9 protein-coding genes and 1 pseudogene are annotated in these 17,514 nt (G+C 70.6%); 1 reads left to right on the forward strand and 9 read right to left on the reverse strand.

Annotated elements, in window-relative coordinates; all coding sequences use genetic code 11:
* Positions 1–16: 16 nt before the first annotated feature.
* The 4 genes from glgB to ACZ5DS_RS14130 form a co-directional block, all read right to left on the reverse strand.
* Positions 17–2,386, reverse strand: a complete 2,370-nt coding sequence (gene glgB / locus ACZ5DS_RS14115; RefSeq protein WP_468237438.1) for a 1,4-alpha-glucan branching enzyme — start codon at positions 2,384–2,386, stop codon at positions 17–19.
* Positions 2,383–3,795: a maltokinase N-terminal cap-like domain-containing protein gene (locus ACZ5DS_RS14120; RefSeq protein WP_468237440.1), complete on the reverse strand. Its 1,413-nt coding sequence runs from the start codon at positions 3,793–3,795 to the stop codon at positions 2,383–2,385. The genes glgB and ACZ5DS_RS14120 overlap by 4 nt, the downstream gene beginning before the upstream one ends.
* A 93-nt stretch (positions 3,796–3,888) precedes the next feature.
* Positions 3,889–5,607 (reverse strand): maltose alpha-D-glucosyltransferase, encoded by a 1,719-nt coding sequence (treS, locus tag ACZ5DS_RS14125; protein WP_468237443.1) that lies wholly within the window; start codon positions 5,605–5,607, stop codon positions 3,889–3,891.
* The gene (locus ACZ5DS_RS14130) at positions 5,604–7,712 is read right to left on the reverse strand and encodes an alpha-1,4-glucan--maltose-1-phosphate maltosyltransferase (protein WP_468237445.1); all 2,109 of its coding nucleotides are present in this window, start codon (positions 7,710–7,712) and stop codon (positions 5,604–5,606) included. The genes treS and ACZ5DS_RS14130 overlap by 4 nt, the downstream gene beginning before the upstream one ends.
* 311 nt (positions 7,713–8,023) lie before the next feature.
* On the opposite strand from ACZ5DS_RS14130, the gene ACZ5DS_RS14135 reads away from it, so the two are divergent.
* Positions 8,024–10,642: a glycosyltransferase family 1 protein gene (locus tag ACZ5DS_RS14135; protein ID WP_468237448.1), complete on the forward strand. Its 2,619-nt coding sequence runs from the start codon at positions 8,024–8,026 to the stop codon at positions 10,640–10,642.
* A 3-nt stretch (positions 10,643–10,645) separates the two neighbouring features.
* Here the strand turns inward: ACZ5DS_RS14135 and ACZ5DS_RS14140 are convergent, their stop codons facing one another.
* The 5 genes and pseudogenes from ACZ5DS_RS14140 to ACZ5DS_RS14160 form a co-directional block, all read right to left on the reverse strand.
* The gene (locus ACZ5DS_RS14140) at positions 10,646–11,167 is read right to left on the reverse strand and encodes a DUF1990 domain-containing protein (RefSeq protein WP_468237450.1); all 522 of its coding nucleotides are present in this window, start codon (positions 11,165–11,167) and stop codon (positions 10,646–10,648) included.
* A gap of 71 nt (positions 11,168–11,238) precedes the next feature.
* Complete coding sequence (locus ACZ5DS_RS14145) at positions 11,239–12,903, reverse strand: M4 family metallopeptidase (RefSeq protein WP_468237452.1); 1,665 nt, start codon at positions 12,901–12,903, stop codon at positions 11,239–11,241.
* Positions 12,904–13,155: 252 nt separating this feature from the next.
* Complete coding sequence (locus ACZ5DS_RS14150; protein WP_468237454.1) at positions 13,156–15,189, reverse strand: M4 family metallopeptidase; 2,034 nt, start codon at positions 15,187–15,189, stop codon at positions 13,156–13,158.
* A 263-nt stretch (positions 15,190–15,452) separates the two neighbouring features.
* The gene (locus ACZ5DS_RS14155) at positions 15,453–17,213 is read right to left on the reverse strand and encodes an ABC transporter ATP-binding protein (protein ID WP_468237457.1); all 1,761 of its coding nucleotides are present in this window, start codon (positions 17,211–17,213) and stop codon (positions 15,453–15,455) included.
* Positions 17,210–17,413, reverse strand: a pseudogene (locus tag ACZ5DS_RS14160) (ABC transporter ATP-binding protein); the annotation flags it as partial. The gene ACZ5DS_RS14155 and the pseudogene ACZ5DS_RS14160, both read right to left, overlap by 4 nt.
* Between the last annotated feature and the right edge of the window lie 101 nt (positions 17,414–17,514).

The following is a 17,514-nucleotide window of genomic DNA, read 5'->3' on the forward strand; positions in this document are numbered from 1 at the left end:
CGGAACGTTCGGGACGCTAGGTGGGCCGCAGCCACACCGTGGCCAGCGGAGGCAAGGTCAGGCGGATGCTCGCGGGGCGGCCATGGGCCCCCTGCGGCTCCGGCTTGACCGGGTCGGGGTGGACGACGTCGCCGCCGCCGTAGCGGGCCGCGTCCGTGTTCAGCACCTCCAGCCAGGCCGGGACGTCCTCGGGGACTCCGATGCGGTAGTCGTGGCGGACCACCGGCGCCAGATGGGAGAGGGCCAGCAGCGGGCTGCCGTCGGCGTCGTAGCGCAGGAACGCGAAGACGTTGTCGTCCGCCGCGTCCCCCGTGATCCACTGGAAGCCCGCCGGGTCGGTGTCGCGCTGCCACAGTGCCGGGGCGGCGCGGTAAGCGGTGTTCAGGTCGCGGACGAGGTCCCGGACGCCGCGGTGGTCCGCCTCGGCGCCGTAGGACGGGTCGAGCAGCCACCAGTCGGGGCCGTGCGCCTCGGACCACTCGGCGCCCTGCGCGAACTCCTGCCCCATGAAGAGGAGTTGCTTGCCGGGATGGGCCCACATGAAGCCGAGATAGGCGCGGTGGTTGGCCCGCTGCTGCCACCAGTCGCCGGGCATCTTCGAGACGAGCGACCGCTTGCCGTGCACGACCTCGTCGTGGGAGATCGGCAGGACGTAGTTCTCGCTGTACGCGTACACCATCGAGAAGGTCATCTCGTGGTGGTGGTACTTGCGGTGGACCGGCTCGTGGGCCATGTACTCCAGCGAGTCGTGCATCCAGCCCATGTTCCACTTCAGCCCGAAACCGAGCCCACCGAAGCCGCTCGGGCCCTTGTGGTGGGTGGGGCGGGTGACACCGTCCCAGGCCGTCGACTCCTCGGCGATCGTCACCACCCCGGGGCAGCGCCGGTACACGGTGGCGTTCATCTCCTGCAGGAAGGTCACCGCGTCCAGGTTCTCCCGGCCGCCGTGCTCGTTCGGCGACCACTGGCCCGGCTCGCGCGAGTAGTCGAGATAGAGCATGGAGGCGACGGCGTCCACGCGCAGCCCGTCGATGTGGAACTCCTCGCACCAGTACACGGCGTTCGCCACCAGGAAATTGCGCACCTCCCGGCGGCCGAAGTCGAACTCCAGGGTGCCCCAGTCCGGGTGGGCGGCCCGCAGCGGATCGTGGTGCTCGTACAGCGGCCGCCCGTCGAACTCGGCCAGCGCCCACTCGTCGCGCGGGAAGTGGGCCGGCACCCAGTCCATCAGGACGCCGATGCCCGCCTGATGTAGCCGGTCGACCAGGTACTTGAAGTCGTCCGGGGTGCCGAGGCGCGCCGTCGGTGCGTAGAAGCCGGTGACCTGGTAGCCCCAGGAGCCGCCGAAGGGGTGCTCGGCGACCGGCATCAGCTCCACGTGGGTGAAGCCCATCTCCGCGACGTAAGCCGGGAGTTGGTCGGCCAGTTGGCGGTACGTGAGACCAGGGCGCCAGGACGGCAGGTGGACCTCGTACACCGAGAACGGCGCCTCGTGGACGGGGATGTCGCCGCGGTGTGCCATCCACTCCGCGTCGCCCCACTCGTGGTGCGAGGCGTGCACGATCGAGGACGTGGCGGGCGGGACCTCCGTGCGGCGGGCCAGCGGGTCGGCGCGCAGGGTGCGCGAGCCGTCCGGGCGGGTGATCTCGAACTTGTACAGCTCGCCCTCGCCGATGCCCGGCACGAACAGCTCCCACACCCCCGAGGAGCCGAGCGAGCGCATCGGACATCCGGTGCCGTCCCAGAAGTTGAAGGCCCCCGCCACGCGTACACCCCGCGCGTTCGGCGCCCACACCGAGAACCGGGTGCCGGTCACACCCTGGTGGGTCATCACATGCGCGCCGAGCACCCGCCACAGCTGCTCGTGCCGGCCCTCGCCGATCAGGTGCAGGTCGAGTTCGCCGAGCGTGGGCAGGAAGCGGTAGGCGTCCTCGGTCTCGTGGACGGTGCCGTCGTACGTCGTGAGCAGCCGGTACGCGGGTACGTCGGTGAGCGGGAGCAGCCCGGAGAAGAAGCCGTCCCCGTCGTCGTGCAGCTCTGCCCGCAGATCGCCGGAGACCACGGTGACCGCCTGCGCGCAGGGGCGCAAGGTGCGGAAGGCGACGCCGCCCGGGACCCGATGGGCGCCCAGGACGGCGTGCGGGTCGTGGTGGGTGCCGTGCAGCAGCCGCTCGCGGTCGCCGGCGTCGATCGCGGGGGAGACGGCGACCTCCAGGGCCGGGGTTTCGGCTGCGCGGGGGCTCGGGATCCCGGCGGGACCGGCCTTGGACACGGCCTCTTGCACGGTCTTCTTCCCGGCCTTGCTCTGGTTCTCGTTCTTGCTCTTGTTCTCGGACCTGCTCTTGCCGGACTTGTTCTTCGAGGTGGCTGACTTCTTGGACGTCACGGACGGGTCTCCCGGGCGAGGGTCGGGTCGGACGTGGCGAGGCGGCGGACCGCCGAGAGGGGGACGGGCAGCCAGTCGGGGCGGTGGCGGGCCTCGTAGACGACTTCGTAGACGGCCTTGTCGGTCTCGTAGGCCCGCAGCAGCACCGGATCGGTACGCGGGTCGCGGCCGGCCACCTCCGCGTACCCGGAGCAGTACGCGGCCCGGCAGCGGGTCGCCCACTGAGGCGCGGGCGGGCTCGCCGAGTGGGCGGCGTAGTCGAAGGAGCGCAGCATCCCGGCGATGTCCCGCACCGGCGGCTGCGGCATGCGCCGCTCGGCCAGCGGACGGGCCGGCTCGCCCTCGAAGTCGATCAGCGACCACATGCCCGACGGCGAGCGCAGACACTGACCGAGGTGCAGATCGCCGTGGATGCGCTGCGCGGTCCAGGTGCGCCCCTCCGCGGCCAGGCCGGCCAGCGCCTCGAAGGCGGAACGCAGCCCCCGCTCATACGGCCGCAGTGCCGGCACCGCCTGGACGGCCGCCGACAGCCGCTCGGTCATGCCGTCCACCAGCAGCCGCAGCTGGGCCTGGCCCAGGGTCACCGTCGGCAGGGCGCGGGCGAGGGCGGTGTGCACCTCGGCGGTGGCCCGGCCCAGCGCCCGGGCCTCGGCGACGAAGTCCTCGCCCTTGGCCAGCTCGCGCAGCGCCAGCTCCCAGCCGTCGGCGGCGCCGCTCACGAACGGCTGGAGCACGGCCAGCACATAAGCGTCCCCGTCCAGCTCGGCACGGAGCCAGGCCGTCGGCGCGGGCACCCGCGCACAGCCCTCGCGGGCCAGGGCGAGCGGCAGCTCCAGGTCGGGGTTGACCCCGGGGACCACCCGGCGCAGCAGCTTCAGGATGAACGTATCGCCGTAGACGACGGACGAGTTGGACTGCTCGGCCGTCATCAGCCGGGCCACGAGTCCCTCCCGGATCTCCTGGCGCCGGTCCCGTTCGAAACGGAGCCCGCCGATGCGGGCCTGGGTGCGCAGGGCCTCCAGCAGCACATCGGCGGGCCGGGGGTCGTACAGGGCGTCGTACACCGTGCGGCCGGCGAGCGGGCCCTGCTCGACATGTCCGATGAGCGCGGGCGCCAGCCGGGGTGGCAGCGCCTCGCGCACCCCTATCAGCAGCTGGTAGCAGTCGCCCGGGTGCGCCGGGGCGCCCGGCGCCGACGGCTGGTGGACGCGCAGGATCAGGTGGTGGAGCCCCAACCGGCCGCCCGAGGGCAGCAGTTCGGTGACCGCCACCGGCGAGAACCCGGAGACCGGGCGTCCCTTGCCTGCGAACCAGCGCTGTCTGGGCAGCCACTCGCGCAACAGGGGTTCCAGCGAGGCGAGGAGGTGACCGGAAGGGGGAGTACCGAAGGGGGTGACCGTTTCCGCCATGGGCGTCATGTCCTTTCCCCGGATCGTCGGGGTGTGACTGATGCGTGCCCCGGGTGGGACGACGGAAACCGGTCGCCGTCCCACCCGGCCGGACTACGCCGCGTCCCGGCGCAGCCGGAACCAGTAGAAACCGTGCCCCGCCAGGGTCAGCAGGTACGGCAGCTCGCCGATCGCCGGGAACCGTACCCCGCCGAACAGCTCGACCGGGTGCCGTCCGCTGAACCGCCTCAGGTCCAGCTCCGTGGGCTGTGCGAACCGGGAGAAGTTGTGCACGCACAGCACCAGGTCGTCCCCTCCTTCCTTCGACAAGGGGGCTTCGCGCAGGAAGGCCAGGACGGCGGGGTTGGAGGACTGCAGCTCGTTGTAGGACCCCAGTCCGAAGGCAGGATTCTGCTTGCGGATCTCGATCATGCGGCGGGTCCAGTGGAGCAGGCTGGACGGGGAGGACATGGAGGCTTCCACGTTGGTGACCTGGTAGCCGTAGACCGGATCCATGATGGTGGGCAGGAAGAGGCGTCCGGGGTCGGAGGAGGAGAATCCGGCGTTGCGGTCGGGGGTCCACTGCATGGGGGTGCGTACGGCGTCGCGGTCGCCGAGCCAGATGTTGTCGCCCATGCCGATCTCGTCGCCGTAGTAGAGGATCGGTGAGCCGGGCAGGGACAGCAGCAGGGCGGTGAACAGCTCGATCTGGTTGCGGTCGTTGTCGAGCAGGGGGGCGAGGCGGCGGCGGATGCCGATGTTGGCGCGCATGCGCGGGTCTTTGGCGTATTCGGCCCACATGTAGTCGCGTTCCTCGTCGGTGACCATTTCGAGGGTCAGCTCGTCGTGGTTGCGCAGGAAGATGCCCCATTGGCAGCCGGAGGGGATGGCCGGGGTCTTGGCCAGGATCTCGGACACCGGGTAGCGCGATTCGCGGCGTACGGCCATGAAGATGCGGGGCATGACGGGGAAGTGGAAGGCCATGTGGCATTCGTCGCCGCCGGAGGTGTAGTCGCCGAAGTAGTCGACGACGTCCTCCGGCCACTGGTTCGCCTCCGCCAGCAGCACGGTGTCCGGGTACTGGGTGTCGATCTCCTTGCGCACCCGCTTCAGGAACTGGTGGGTCGCCGGCAGGTTCTCGCAGTTGGTGCCCTCCTGCTGGTACAGGTACGGCACGGCGTCAAGACGGAACCCGTCGATACCCAGGTCGAGCCAGAACTTCAGCGCGGAGATCATCTCCTCCTGCACCGCCGGGTTCTCGTAGTTGAGGTCCGGCTGGTGCGAGAAGAAGCGGTGCCAGTAGTACTGCTTGCGTACGGGGTCGTACGTCCAGTTGGAGGCCTCGGTGTCGACGAAGATGATCCGGGCGTCCTGGAACTGCTTGTCGTCGTCGGCCCAGACGTAGTAGTCCCCGTACGGACCGTCCGGATCCCGCCTCGACTCCTGGAACCACGGGTGCTGGTCGCTGGTGTGGTTCATGACGAAGTCGATGATGACGCGCATGCCGCGCTGGTGGGCGGCGTCCACGAACTCCACGAAGTCGGCCAGGTCGCCGAATTCGGGAAGTACGGCGGTGTAGTCGGAGACGTCGTAACCGCCGTCACGCAGTGGGGACTTGAAGAACGGCGGCAGCCAGAGGCAGTCGACGCCGAGCCACTGCAGGTAGTCGAGTTTGGCGGTCAGGCCCTTGAGGTCGCCGATGCCGTCGCCGTTGCTGTCCTGGAACGAGCGGACCAGTACCTCGTAGAAGACGGCGCGTTTGAACCAGTCGGGGTCCCGGTCCTTGGCAGGAGTGTCCTCGAAGGTGTCCGGGACGGGCTCGTTGACGATCATATTGTGGGTGACCCTCCGATCTGCGGGGTGGACGGTCGCAGAACCGAGAAGATATGCGCGGGTCGACGACCCGGTTCGAGTCGCACATAGTTGGCCCTGCCCCAGTGATAGGTCTCGCCGGTGAGCAGGTCGCGCACCGGCACGGACTCGTGCCATTCCAGGCCGAGTTGCGGCATGTCCAACGAGACCGTGGCTTCCTGGGTGTGGTGGGGGTCGAGGTTGGCGACCACCAGAACCGTGTTCGATCCGCTCCGCTTCGAGTAGGCGATGACCGCGTCCTTGTCGGCGTGGTGGAAGTGGAGGTCGCGCAGCTGGCGCAGGGCCGGATTGCCGCGCCGGATGTGGTTGAGGCGGGTGATGAGGGGGGCGATGGTGCGGCCCTCGCGGGCGGCGGCTTCCCAGTCGCGGGGTTTGAGCTGGTACTTCTCCGAGTCGAGGTATTCCTCGCTGCCCTCGCGCAGCGGGGTGTTCTCACACAGTTCGTAGCCGCTGTAGATGCCCCAGGCCGGCGAGAGGGTCGCGGCGAGCACGGCACGCACCTCGAACGCCGGCCGGCCGCCGTGCTGCAGGTAGGCGTGCAGGATGTCGGGGGTGTTGGCGAAGAAGTTGGGCCGCATGTAGGCGGCCGCCTCACCCGACAGCTCACCCAGGTACTGCGTCAGCTCCTGCTTGGTGGTGCGCCAGGTGAAATACGTGTACGACTGCTGGAACCCGATCTGCGCCAGCGTGTGCATCATCGCCGGCCGGGTGAACGCCTCCGCCAGGAAGATCACGTCCGGGTCGGTGCGGTTGACCTCCGCGATGACCCGCTCCCAGAACACCACCGGCTTGGTGTGCGGATTGTCCACCCGGAAGATCCGCACCCCGTGCCCCATCCAGTACCGCAGCACCCGCACCGTCTCACCGACCAGGCCCGGAAGGTCCGCGTCGAAGGCGATGGGGTAGATGTCCTGGTACTTCTTCGGCGGGTTCTCCGCATACGCGATCGACCCGTCGGGGCGGTGGTGGAACCACTGCGGATGCTGCTCCACCCACGGATGATCCGGCGAACACTGCAGGGCGAAGTCCAGGGCCACCTCCAGACCCAGCTCCCGGGCGCGGGCGACGAAGCCGTCGAAGTCCTCGATCGTGCCCAGGGCCGGGTGGACAGCGTCGTGGCCGCCCTCGGGGGAGCCGATCGCCCAGGGCACCCCGACATCGTCCGGTGCGGGGTTCAGGGTGTTGTTGCGGCCCTTGCGGAACGTCGTCCCGATCGGATGGACCGGCGGCAGGTAGACGACGTCGAAGCCCATCTCCGCGATCGCCTTCAGCCGGCGCGCCGCCGACCGGAGCGTGCCGTGCGGCTGCTCGGCCGTGCCCTCCGAACGCGGGAAGAACTCGTACCAGGACCCGTACAGGGCCCGCTCCCGCTCCACCAGCAGCGGCAACGGCTCCGAAGCGGTGACCAACTCCCGCAACGGGTACCGGGACAGCACCCCGTCCACCTCGGGCGCCAGTGCCGCCGCGAGCCGCCAGGAGGCCGGGCGGTCCTCGTCGCGCAGCGCGGCGGCGGCCTCCCGTACGACGTCCCGCTTCTCCTCCGGGACTCCGGCGGCCGCACGCTCGTACAGCCGTGCGCCCTCCTCCAGGACCAGGTCGGTGTCGATGCCCGCAGGGATCTTGATCTGTGCGTGGTGCCGCCAGGTGGCGACCGGGTCCGACCAGGCCTCCACCGCGTAGGTCCAGCGGCCTGGCTCGCCCGCGGTGACGGTGGCGCCCCAGCGGTCGGTGCCCGGGGCGAGTTCGCGCATCGGGGTCCAGGGGCCCGGGCGGCCCTGGGGATCCCGCAGGACGACGTTCGCGGCGACGGCGTCGTGCCCCTCCCGGAACACGGTGGCCGATACCTCGAACGACTCCCCGGCCACCGCCTTGGCGGGCCTGCGCCCGTGCTGGACCAAGGGGCGTACGTCGAGGACGGGGATACGGCCGACGGCGGTGGCGACGGCCTCGGGCGGGGCGGGGTCGAGGGCTTTGTGCACCGGCGCTCCGGTCTTCCTGCCCGAAGTCTTCCTTCCGGCTGCCGTGCTGGTTGTCGGGGGTGGTGACGAGTGGTGCGTGGCGGGCATGACCGCTCCTGTCCGCTTCAACGTGGGTATGGGCGGAGGATGTGGGGAGGTGGGTCCTGCGGGTGAACCGTGGTGCGGCTGTGGGGCACACCAGGAGCCTTCCCACCCTATTCGGGTGGGCAATCCGGCACTTTGTTAACTACCCACGCGTATGTCTACGCGCAAGACCGGCCCTTTCCCGCGCCCCCGCCGCGCCCCGACACCCGCGCCCGGTACGTCCCCACCGACGCTCCGGTAACCACTACCGTCGAGCTTGACGACGAGACGCACAGCGCCGTGCGTCTCACCCTGTAACGCGTCCGAGGTGGAATGTGAAGGCGATCCGTCGGTTCACCGTCCGTCCCGTTCTCCCCGAACCCCTCCGGCCGCTGAGCGACCTGGCGCGCAATCTGCGCTGGTCCTGGCATGCGGAAACGCGCGATCTGTTCCAGTCCGTCGACCCCGAAGGGTGGGCCGCCGCCGAGGGTGACCCGGTGCGGCTGCTGGGCGGGGTGCGCCCGGCCCGGCTGGCCGAACTGGCGGGGGACCGGAGGTTTCTGCGCCGGCTGACCGCGGTCGCCGACGATCTCAACGACTATGTGACCGGCGAGCGCTGGTACCAGCAGCAGGGTGACGGGCTGCCCGGCGCCGTCGCCTACTTCTCGCCCGAGTTCGGCATCACGGCCGCGCTGCCCCAGTACTCCGGCGGGCTCGGCATCCTCGCCGGTGACCATCTGAAGGCGGCCAGTGATCTCGGGGTACCGCTGATCGGGGTCGGACTGCTGTACCGGCACGGGTACTTCCGGCAGACCCTGTCCCGGGACGGCTGGCAGCAGGAGCACTATCCGGTGCTCGACCCGTACGAGCTGCCCGTCAGCCTGCTGAAGGAGGCCGACGGCACTCCGGCCCGGGTCTCCCTCGCCCTGCCCGGAGGCAGGTCGCTGCGCGCCCGGATCTGGCGGGCGCAGGTGGGCCGGGTGCCGCTGCTGATGCTCGACTCGGACGTGGAGGACAACGACCTCGGCGAACGCGGGGTGACCGACCGGCTGTACGGCGGCGGCAGCGAGCACCGGCTGCTGCAGGAGATGCTGCTGGGGATAGGGGGTGTCCGGGCCGTGCGGACGTACTGCCGGCTCACCGGGCACCCGGAGCCCGAGGTGTTCCACACCAACGAGGGACACGCGGGCTTCCTCGGTCTGGAGCGGATCGCCGAACTGTGCGACCGGGGGATGGACTTCGACTCGGCGCTGGAGGCCGTGCGGGGCGGGACCGTGTTCACCACGCACACGCCCGTGCCGGCCGGCATCGACCGCTTCGACCGGGAGCTGGTCGCCCGGCACTTCGGGACGGACGCCGAACTCCCGCGCATCGACGTGCAGCGCATCCTTGCCCTTGGCATGGAGACCTACCCCGGCGGCGAGCCGAACCTGTTCAACATGGCCGTGATGGGGCTCCGGCTGGCCCAGCGGGCGAACGGGGTGTCGCTGCTGCACGGGCAGGTCAGCCGGGAGATGTTCGCGGGGCTGTGGCCGGGATTCGACGCCGAGGAGGTGCCGATCACGTCCGTGACCAACGGGGTGCACGCCCCGACGTGGGTGGCCCCCGAGGTGCTCCGGCTCGGCGCCCGGCAGATCGGTTCGCAGCGGGCCGAGGACGCGCTGACCGTCGGCGGCTCCGAGCGCTGGGACTCGGTCGCGGACATCCCGGACCAGGAGATCCATGAGCTGCGCCGCACCCTGCGCGAGCAGCTGGTGCTGGAGGTGCGGGAGCGGCTGCGCGTCTCCTGGCGGCAACGCGGCGCCGGGGACGCGGAGCTGGGCTGGATCGACGGGGTGCTCGATCCGGACGTCCTGACCATCGGGTTCGCCCGCAGGGTCCCGTCGTACAAGCGTCTCACCCTCATGCTGCGCGACCGGGACCGGCTGATGGAGCTGCTGCTGCACCCGGAGCGGCCGATCCAGATCGTCGTCGCGGGCAAGGCGCACCCGGCGGACGACGGCGGCAAGCGCCTGGTCCAGGAGCTGGTCCGGTTCGCCGACGACCCACGGGTCCGCCACCGCATCGTCTTCCTGCCCGACTACGGCATGGCGATGGCGCAGAAGCTCTACCCCGGCTGCGACGTCTGGCTGAACAACCCGCTGCGTCCGCTGGAGGCCTGCGGCACCTCCGGGATGAAGGCCGCGCTCAACGGCTGCCTCAACCTGTCCGTGCTGGACGGCTGGTGGGACGAGTGGTTCCAGCCGGACTTCGGCTGGGCCATCCCGACGGCGGACGGCGTGGGCACCGACCCGGACCGCCGTGACGACATCGAGGCGGCAGCCCTGTACGACCTCCTCGAACAGCGGGTCACCCCGCGCTTCTACGAGCGGGGCCGGGGCGGGCTGCCCGACCGCTGGATCGACATGGTCCGCCGGACCCTCACCCTGCTGGGCCCGAAGGTGCTGGCGGGCCGCATGGTCCGCGAGTACGTCGACCGCCTGTACACACCGGCCGCGCTGTCCCATCGCGCGCTGACCGAGGACACGGCCCGTGAACTGGCCGCCTGGAAGGCCAGGGTGCGCGCGGCCTGGTCCGGGGTGAGCGTCGACCACGTGGAGACGACGGCCGCGACGGCCACCGCGGAGCTGGGTACGGCCGTGGGGCTGCGGGTGCGGGTGGGGCTGGGCGAGCTGGGGCCGGACGACGTGGAGGTCCAGGCGGTGTCCGGCCGGGTCGACGCGGAGGACCGGATCACCGATGCCACGGTGGTCCCGCTGAAGCCGGCCGGCGCCCCGGACCTGGAAGGCCGCCGCCTCTACGAGGGCCCGCTCTCCCTGGACCGCACGGGCCCCTTCGGCTACACGATCCGCATCCTCCCGGCACACCGCCTCCTCGCCGCGAGCGCGGAACTGGGCCTGGTGACGGTGCCGTCGGAGGATGCGGTGGAGGGGGCGGGGGTGCTGCTGCGGTGAGGGTCAGTCCTTGAGATCCCGGGTGGCCAGCTCCCTCAGGACCTTGCCGCACCTTCGGGCGTAGGCGTGCTGCAGCCCCCGTGTAGCAGGCCCGCCCGCGCGGGCGTACCACTTCTGGGGGCGGCTGAACGCTGCGACGGTCAGCCACACCGTGCCGTCGCCCGTGCGGTCGACCACGAAGGCCTCCTCGCCGCATTCGGGGTGGCCTTCCAGGGTGCCGTAGGCCCAGCCGGCGCGGCGGGGTTCCTCGACGGTCCAGATGATGCGGCAGGGGGCCTTGACGATGCCGGCCAGGGTGACCGTGACGTCGACGTCGGGGGCCGCGCGGTCGGCGGTGGCGTCGATGCCCACGCCCATCGCGCGGTGCATCTCCCAGGTGAGGACCGCCTCGGCGGCACGGCGGAAGACCTCCGTGCCCTCGCCGAGGCGGGTGCGTACGAGCAGCGGGTGGAAGCCGGGCGGGCAGTAGGTCAGGTCGTCGCGGGTGGCGCCGACCGGCTCGTAGGTGAAGAGCGCCGGGGACATGGGTCACAAGGGTAGGGCGGTACCCGGGACGCCTTCCGCCCGGGTACCGCCCTCGGTCATATGCCCTGGACCTAGCTGACGTTGACCGCCGACCAGGCCGCCGCCACCGCGTTGTACTCGGTGCTGCCGGAGCCGTACAGCGCGGCCGCCGCGTTCAGCGTGCCGGTGCGGGCCGCCTTGTAGTTGGTCGTCGACGTGAAGTACGTCGTCAGCGCCTTGTACCAGATCTGCAGCGCCTTGGCGCGGCCGATGCCGGTGACCGTGGAGCCGTTGGACGTCGGCGAGTTGTAGGTCACGCCGTTGATCGTCTTCGAACCGCTGCCCTCGGACAGGAGGTAGAAGAAGTGGTTCGCGACGCCGGACGAGTAGTGGACGTCCAGGTTGCCGACGGAGGAGGACCAGTAGTCCGCCGAGCCGCCGTCCTTGCTGGGCTTGTCCATGTAGCGCAGCGGGGTGCCGTCGCCGTTGATGTCGATCTTCTCGCCGATGAGGTAGTCACCGGGGTCCGAGGCGTTGTTCGCGTAGAACTCCACGCCCGTGCCGAAGATGTCCGAGGTGGCCTCGTTCAGACCGCCGGACTCGCCCGAGTAGTCCAGGCCCGCGGTGTTCGCGGTGACGCCGTGGCTCATCTCGTGGCCGGCGACGTCCAGCGAGGTAAGCGGGCTGGTGTTGCCGGTGCCGTCGCCGTACGTCATGCAGAAGCAGCTGTCGTCCCAGAACGCGTTGACGTACTGGTTGCCGTAGTGCACGCGGGAGTAGGCGGCGGTGCCGTCGTTCTTGATGCCGCTGCGGCCGAAGGTGTTCTTGTAGAAGTCCCAGGTCTCCTGGGCGCCGTAGGCGGCGTCGACGGCCGCGGTCTGGTCGGCGGTGGAGCTGGAGGCGGCACCGGTGCCCCACGTGTTGTCCGAGTCGGTGAACAGGGTGCCCGCGGACGAGGTGGTGGTGTGCTTCTTGTTGTACGTCTTGTGGCCGCCGCGCGTGGTGTCGTACAGCTGGTACGTCGAACCCGACAGCGTGGTGTTCAGGCTGACCGTGCCGGAGTAGAGGCTCTTGCCGGTGCCGGTCGCGTTCTCGACGCCCTGGTACTCGAAGAGCTTCTTGCCGGTGGCCGCGTCGGTGATGACGTGCAGCTGGTTCGGGGTGCCGTCGTCCTGGAGGCCGCCGACGATCGTCTCGTAGGCGAGGACGGGCTTGCCGGAGCCGGCCCAGATCACCTTGCGGGCGCCGTCCGCGGAGGTCTTGGCGGAGCCGAGGGTCTTGGCGGCGGACACCGCCTGCTTCTCGGCCTTGGCGGCGGTGATCTGCGGCTTGAGCGAGGCCACCTTGATGGCGGACTTGGTCGCCTTCGTGACGCCCTCGGACTTGCCCGACTTGGCGGTGTGGACGACCAGGTCGCCGCCGAGCACCGGCAGGCCCGCGTAGGTGCGCTCGTAGCGGGTGTGGACGGTGCCGTCGACGTCCTTGACGACGTCCTTGACGACGAGCTTCTCCTTGGCGCCGAGGCCTATCTGCTGCGCGGTCTCGGCGGCGCCGGCCTGGGCCTGCTGGATCAGGGTGGTACGGGCAGCGGCGGACAGCGTGGTCGGGGCGGCGGCCGGCGCCTTGGCGGCAGCGGACTCGACCGGGGTCTGGGCGTTGGCACTGGTGGTCAGACCAGTGGAGAGCAGGGCTCCGGCGGCGACAGCGGTGGCGATGGCCAGAGTGGTGCGCTTGTGACGCGCGTAGAGGGGGCTCACAGAAGCTCCTTCTCGTGGGGGAGTCCGGTCAGCGTGGGGTTACTGGCCGGAGACATGTGGCGTTGTGAAAGTGCTGTGCTGCTGCGGCGGGTGGAGAGAGAGTGACATCAGGGGCGCGTACATGTCAGGACCCCAAAGTGATGTTGGCCGAAAATCGACTGTCGGGTGAACGTTTCAGGCATGTAAACGCGCGCCGCCCGAGGGTGTCGAACCCCCGGACGGCGCCCTGTTCCCGATCCCGTGGCGTGCGGTCTACGGGAACGTCAGCTTCCAGCTGTTGATCGTTCCGACGTCCTGTGCGGCCTGGTCCTGGACCTTCAACTTCCAGGTGCCGTTGGCCGATTCGGCGGAGGCGTTGACCGTGTAGGTCGCGTTCACGTTGTCCGCCGAGTCGGAGGAGCTGAAGTTCTTCAGGCGGTACGAGGTGCCCGACGGGCCGACCAGATCGATCACCAGGTCACCACGCCAGGTGTGCGTGATGTCCACCGTCACCTGGAGGTTGCTTGGCGCGTTTCCGCTCCTGCCGGAGACGGTGATGTTCGAGGTGACCGCGGGCCCGTTGTCCGGGATCGACACCGGCGAGGTGTTCTCGTACGAGGTGCCGCCCCCGCCGCCACCGGAGCGCGAACCGACCGCCACGGCCGCCCAGGCGTCCTGCACCGCCTTGTACTCGGCGCTGGTGGTGCCGTACAGCTCGCCGGCCGCCGCGAGGGTGCCGGTGCGGGCGCCCGCGTAGTTGGTGGTGGACGTCCACTTGGTGGTCAGCGCCCGGTACCAGATCTGCAGCGCCTTGTCGCGGCCGATGCCCGTGACCGGGAGGCCGTCCGCGGTCGGCGAGTTGTAGGTGACACCGTTGATGACCTTGGTGCCGCTGCCCTCGCTCAGCAGGTAGAAGAAGTGGTTCGCGGGGCCCGACGAGTAGTGCACGTCGATGCCGCCGATCCCGGAGTACCAGCTGTCCTTGGACGCGCCGTCCTTGCTGGGCTTGTCCATGTAGCGCAGCGGGGTGCCGTCGCCGTTGATGTCGATCTTCTCGCCGATGAGGTAGTCGCCGACGTCGGAGCTGTTGTTGGCGTAGAACTCCACGCCGGTGCCCATGATGTCGGAGGTGGCCTCGTTCAGACCGCCGGACTCACCGCTGTAGTTGAGACCCGCGGTGTTGGACGTGACGCCGTGGCTCATTTCGTGCCCCGCGACGTCGATGGAGGTCAGCGGGTCGGCGTTGCCGGAGCCGTCGCCGTAGGTCATGCAGAAGCAGCTGTCGTCCCAGAAGGCGTTCACGTACGCGTTGCCGTAGTGGACGCGGGAGTAGGCGCCGACGCCGTTGTTCTTGATGCCGCTGCGGCCGAACATGGCCTTGTAGAAGTCCCAGGTCACCGCGGCGCCGTAGTGGGCGTCCGCGCCCGCCGTGGCGGCGTTGGACGTGGTGCCGTTGCCCCAGGTGTCGTTGGTCTGGGAGAACAGGGTTCCGGTGCCCGAGGTGCCGTGGTTCAGGTTGTACGTCTTGTGGTTGCCGCGCGCCCCGTCGTTCAGTGTGTAGTTCGAGCCCGACTGGGTCGTGGTCAGCGTCACCTGGCCGCTGTACTGGGTGTTGCCGATGCCGTTCTTGATGCCCTGGTACTCGAAGAGCTTCTTGCCGGTGGCCGCGTCGGTGATGACGTGCAGCTGGTTCGGGGTGCCGTCGTCCTGGAGCCCGCCGACGACGGTCTCGTAGGCGAGAACCGGCTTGCCGGAGCCGGCCCAGATCACCTTGCGCACGCTGTCCGCGGCCGACTTGCTGCCGCCGAGGGCCTTGGCGCGCTGGACGGCCTGCTTCTCCACGGCGGCCTTCGACACGGCCGGGGTGAGGTCGGCGACGTTCAGCGTGGCGTTGCGGGCCTTGATGACGCTCTTGGTCGCGCCCGACTTGGCGGTGTCGACGATGAGGTCGCCGCCGAGGACCGGGAGACCCGCGTACGTCCGCTCGTAGCGGGTGTGCAGGGTCCCGTCGGCGTCCTTGACGACGTCGTGGACGACCAGCTGCTCCTTGCCGCCGAGGCCGATCGCCTTGGCCGTCGCGGACTTCTCGGCGTCGGCGTGGCGTATCAGCTCGGCGCGCTGGGAGGGCGTGAGCTTGAGGGCCACATGGGCGGGGTTGACCTTGCCGGCCTGCGGCTTCGCCGGGGCGGCGGACGCGGCACCCGACTGGACGGCGGCGGCGATCAGGGCGGCGACGCCGGCGAGGGCGACGGTGGCGGTGCGGCGGTGCGCTGTGTGGGAGGTGCGTCTGCGAGAGGTGCTACTCACACTGACTCCTTCTGCGTGACCGCGGGTCGCGCGGCCAGGGGAGACCGGACGGTGGGTTGGGACGTCCGGGCAGAACAGGGCGTTACGCGGAACCACGTGCAGGTGCAGCCGGCCCACGCGGAGCATGCAGAGCTGTGGGGTTGCTGTGGGTCGGCCGTGGGAAGAGTGGCAGGGGATCACGGCATCTGTCAGGACCGCGTCAGAAACTTGGCTGGAAATGGTCCGTTGACCGGATGTTCATGTTCGCTATGCGAACTGTTCCTTCAGGAGGACGGGTCCCCGTGCCACGTCCGCCACAGGGCCGCGTACGCCCCGTCCGCCGCCACCAGTTCCTCGTGGGTGCCCAGTTCCGTCAGGAGGCCGTCCTCCATGACCGCCACGCGGTCCGCGTCGTGGGCCGTGTGGAGGCGGTGGGCGATGGCGATGACCGTGCGGGACTCCAGGACCGCGGCCAGGGCGCGTTCGGTGTGGCGGGCCGTGGTGGGGTCGAGGAGGGCGGTGGCCTCGTCGAGGATGAGGGTGTGGGGGTCGGCCAGCACCACGCGGGCCAGGGCCAGTTGCTGGGCCTGGGAGCCGTCGGTGGGGTGGCCGTTCGGGCCGAGGGGGGTGTCGAGGGCGGAGGGGAGGGCGCGGACCCAGTCGTCGGCGCCCACCGCCGTCAGAGCGGCCCACAAGTCGGTGTCCGTGGCCGTGGGTTCGGCGATCAGGAGGTTGTCGCGGACCGTGCCGAGGAAGACGTGGTGTTCCTGGGTGACGAGGACGACCTGGCGGCGCAGGCGCTCCGGTTCCAGGGACGCGATGGGCACACCGCCGACCGTCACCGTGCCCGTCCCCGGTGTGTCGATACCCGCGAGGAGCCTGCTCAGCGTCGTCTTGCCGGCCCCCGACGGGCCGACCACGGCCAGCCGCTCCCCGGGCCGCACCGTCAGGTCCACCCCGCGCAGCACCTCACCGCCGCGCTCGTAGGCGTACCGCACCCCGCGCACGTCGATCCGGTCGTCCACAGGCTCCGGGCAACCGCCCTCCGCCCCCGCCCGGGGCGCCTGCGCCAGCCCCTCCACCCGGGCGAACGAGGCACTGCTGCTCTGCAGTTGCTCCACCCGCATCAGGATCTGGTCCAGCGGTTCCGTGAACTGCCGCAGGTACAGCGCCGCGGCCACCACCGCCCCGACGCCCACCGAACCCCGCTCGTGCAGAAACCCGCCGAGCAGCAGCACACCCACCACCGGGACGGTGTACGTCACCTCGACCGCCGGGAAGAACACGGACCGCAGGCAGAGGGTGTAGAAGCGGCTCCGGCGGGACTTCTCCAGCGCGTCCCGGCTCGCCGCGATCCGGCGCCGCCGCAGCCGGAAGGCCTCGACCGTGCGCGCCCCGGCCGCGGTCGCCGCCACGATCTCGGCGACCTCCGAGGTGGCCGCACCCTCGGCGAGATAACCGTCCCGGGCCCGGCGCAGATACCAGCGCAGCGCCAGCCAGATCGGGGTCAGACCCAGCACGCCGAACAGGCCCAGCACCGGGTCGAGCGCGAACACCGCACCGAGCACGAACAGCGCCTGCACGGTGCACACCAGCAGCTCCGGGCCGACGTCCCGCAGCGTGCTGCCGACGGTCGCCACGTCGGCCGTGCCGCGCGCGGTCAGGTCGCCGGTACCGGCCCGCTCCACCGCCGAGGCGGGCAGCGCCAGCACCCGGTCGACGTACTCCTCACGGACCCGCGCCAGCGTCCGCTCCCCGAACCGGTGCCCCACGTACCGAGCCCAGCGCGCCAGCACCAGCTGGGCCAGCGAGCAGACGAGGATCCACAGCGCCAGCCGGTCCACCGCGCCGACCCCGTGACCCGCCCGCACCTCGTCGACGATCCGTCCGACCAGCCAGGGCCCGGCCAGCCCGGCCCCGGCCGACAGCGCGTTCAGCACCAGCGCGGCGGCGAACGCCCGCCGGTCGGCCAGCACCAGCCGCACGGTCGCCCGCCGCACCCCGGCCCGGTCGGCGACCGGCAGCAGCCCCGTGTCCGTCGTCACCGTACGGCCTCCTCGGCAGCGTCATCGGCATCCCGCGCGACCAGCGCCCGATACCCGGGCTCGTCCGCGAGCAGCCGTCGGTGCGGTCCGGCTGCCGTTACTTTGCCGTCGACCAGGAAGAGAACCGTGTCCGGGCGGTCCAGCACCAGCGGCGAGGTGCTCGCCACCACCGTCGTACGACCCTCCCGCGCCGTCGGCAGCCCCGGGTCCGTCGTCACCGTACGGCCTCCTCGGCAGCGTCATCGGCATCCCGCGCGACCAGCGCCCGATACCCGGGCTCGTCCGCGAGCAGCCGTCGGTG

Source organism: Streptomyces sp. NPDC031100 (assembly GCF_055570785.1).

What these genes read in the sequence shown, in the direction of transcription:
- ACZ5DS_RS14120 (WP_468237440.1), bottom strand. Translation starts at nt 3,795, where the DNA reads ATGGCGGAAACGGTCACCCCCTTCGGTACTCCCCCTTCCGGTCACCTC.
- treS (WP_468237443.1), bottom strand. Translation starts at nt 5,607, where the DNA reads ATGATCGTCAACGAGCCCGTCCCGGACACCTTCGAGGACACTCCTGCC.
- ACZ5DS_RS14130 (WP_468237445.1), bottom strand. Translation starts at nt 7,712, where the DNA reads ATGCCCGCCACGCACCACTCGTCACCACCCCCGACAACCAGCACGGCA.
- ACZ5DS_RS14140 (WP_468237450.1), bottom strand. Translation starts at nt 11,167, where the DNA reads ATGTCCCCGGCGCTCTTCACCTACGAGCCGGTCGGCGCCACCCGCGAC.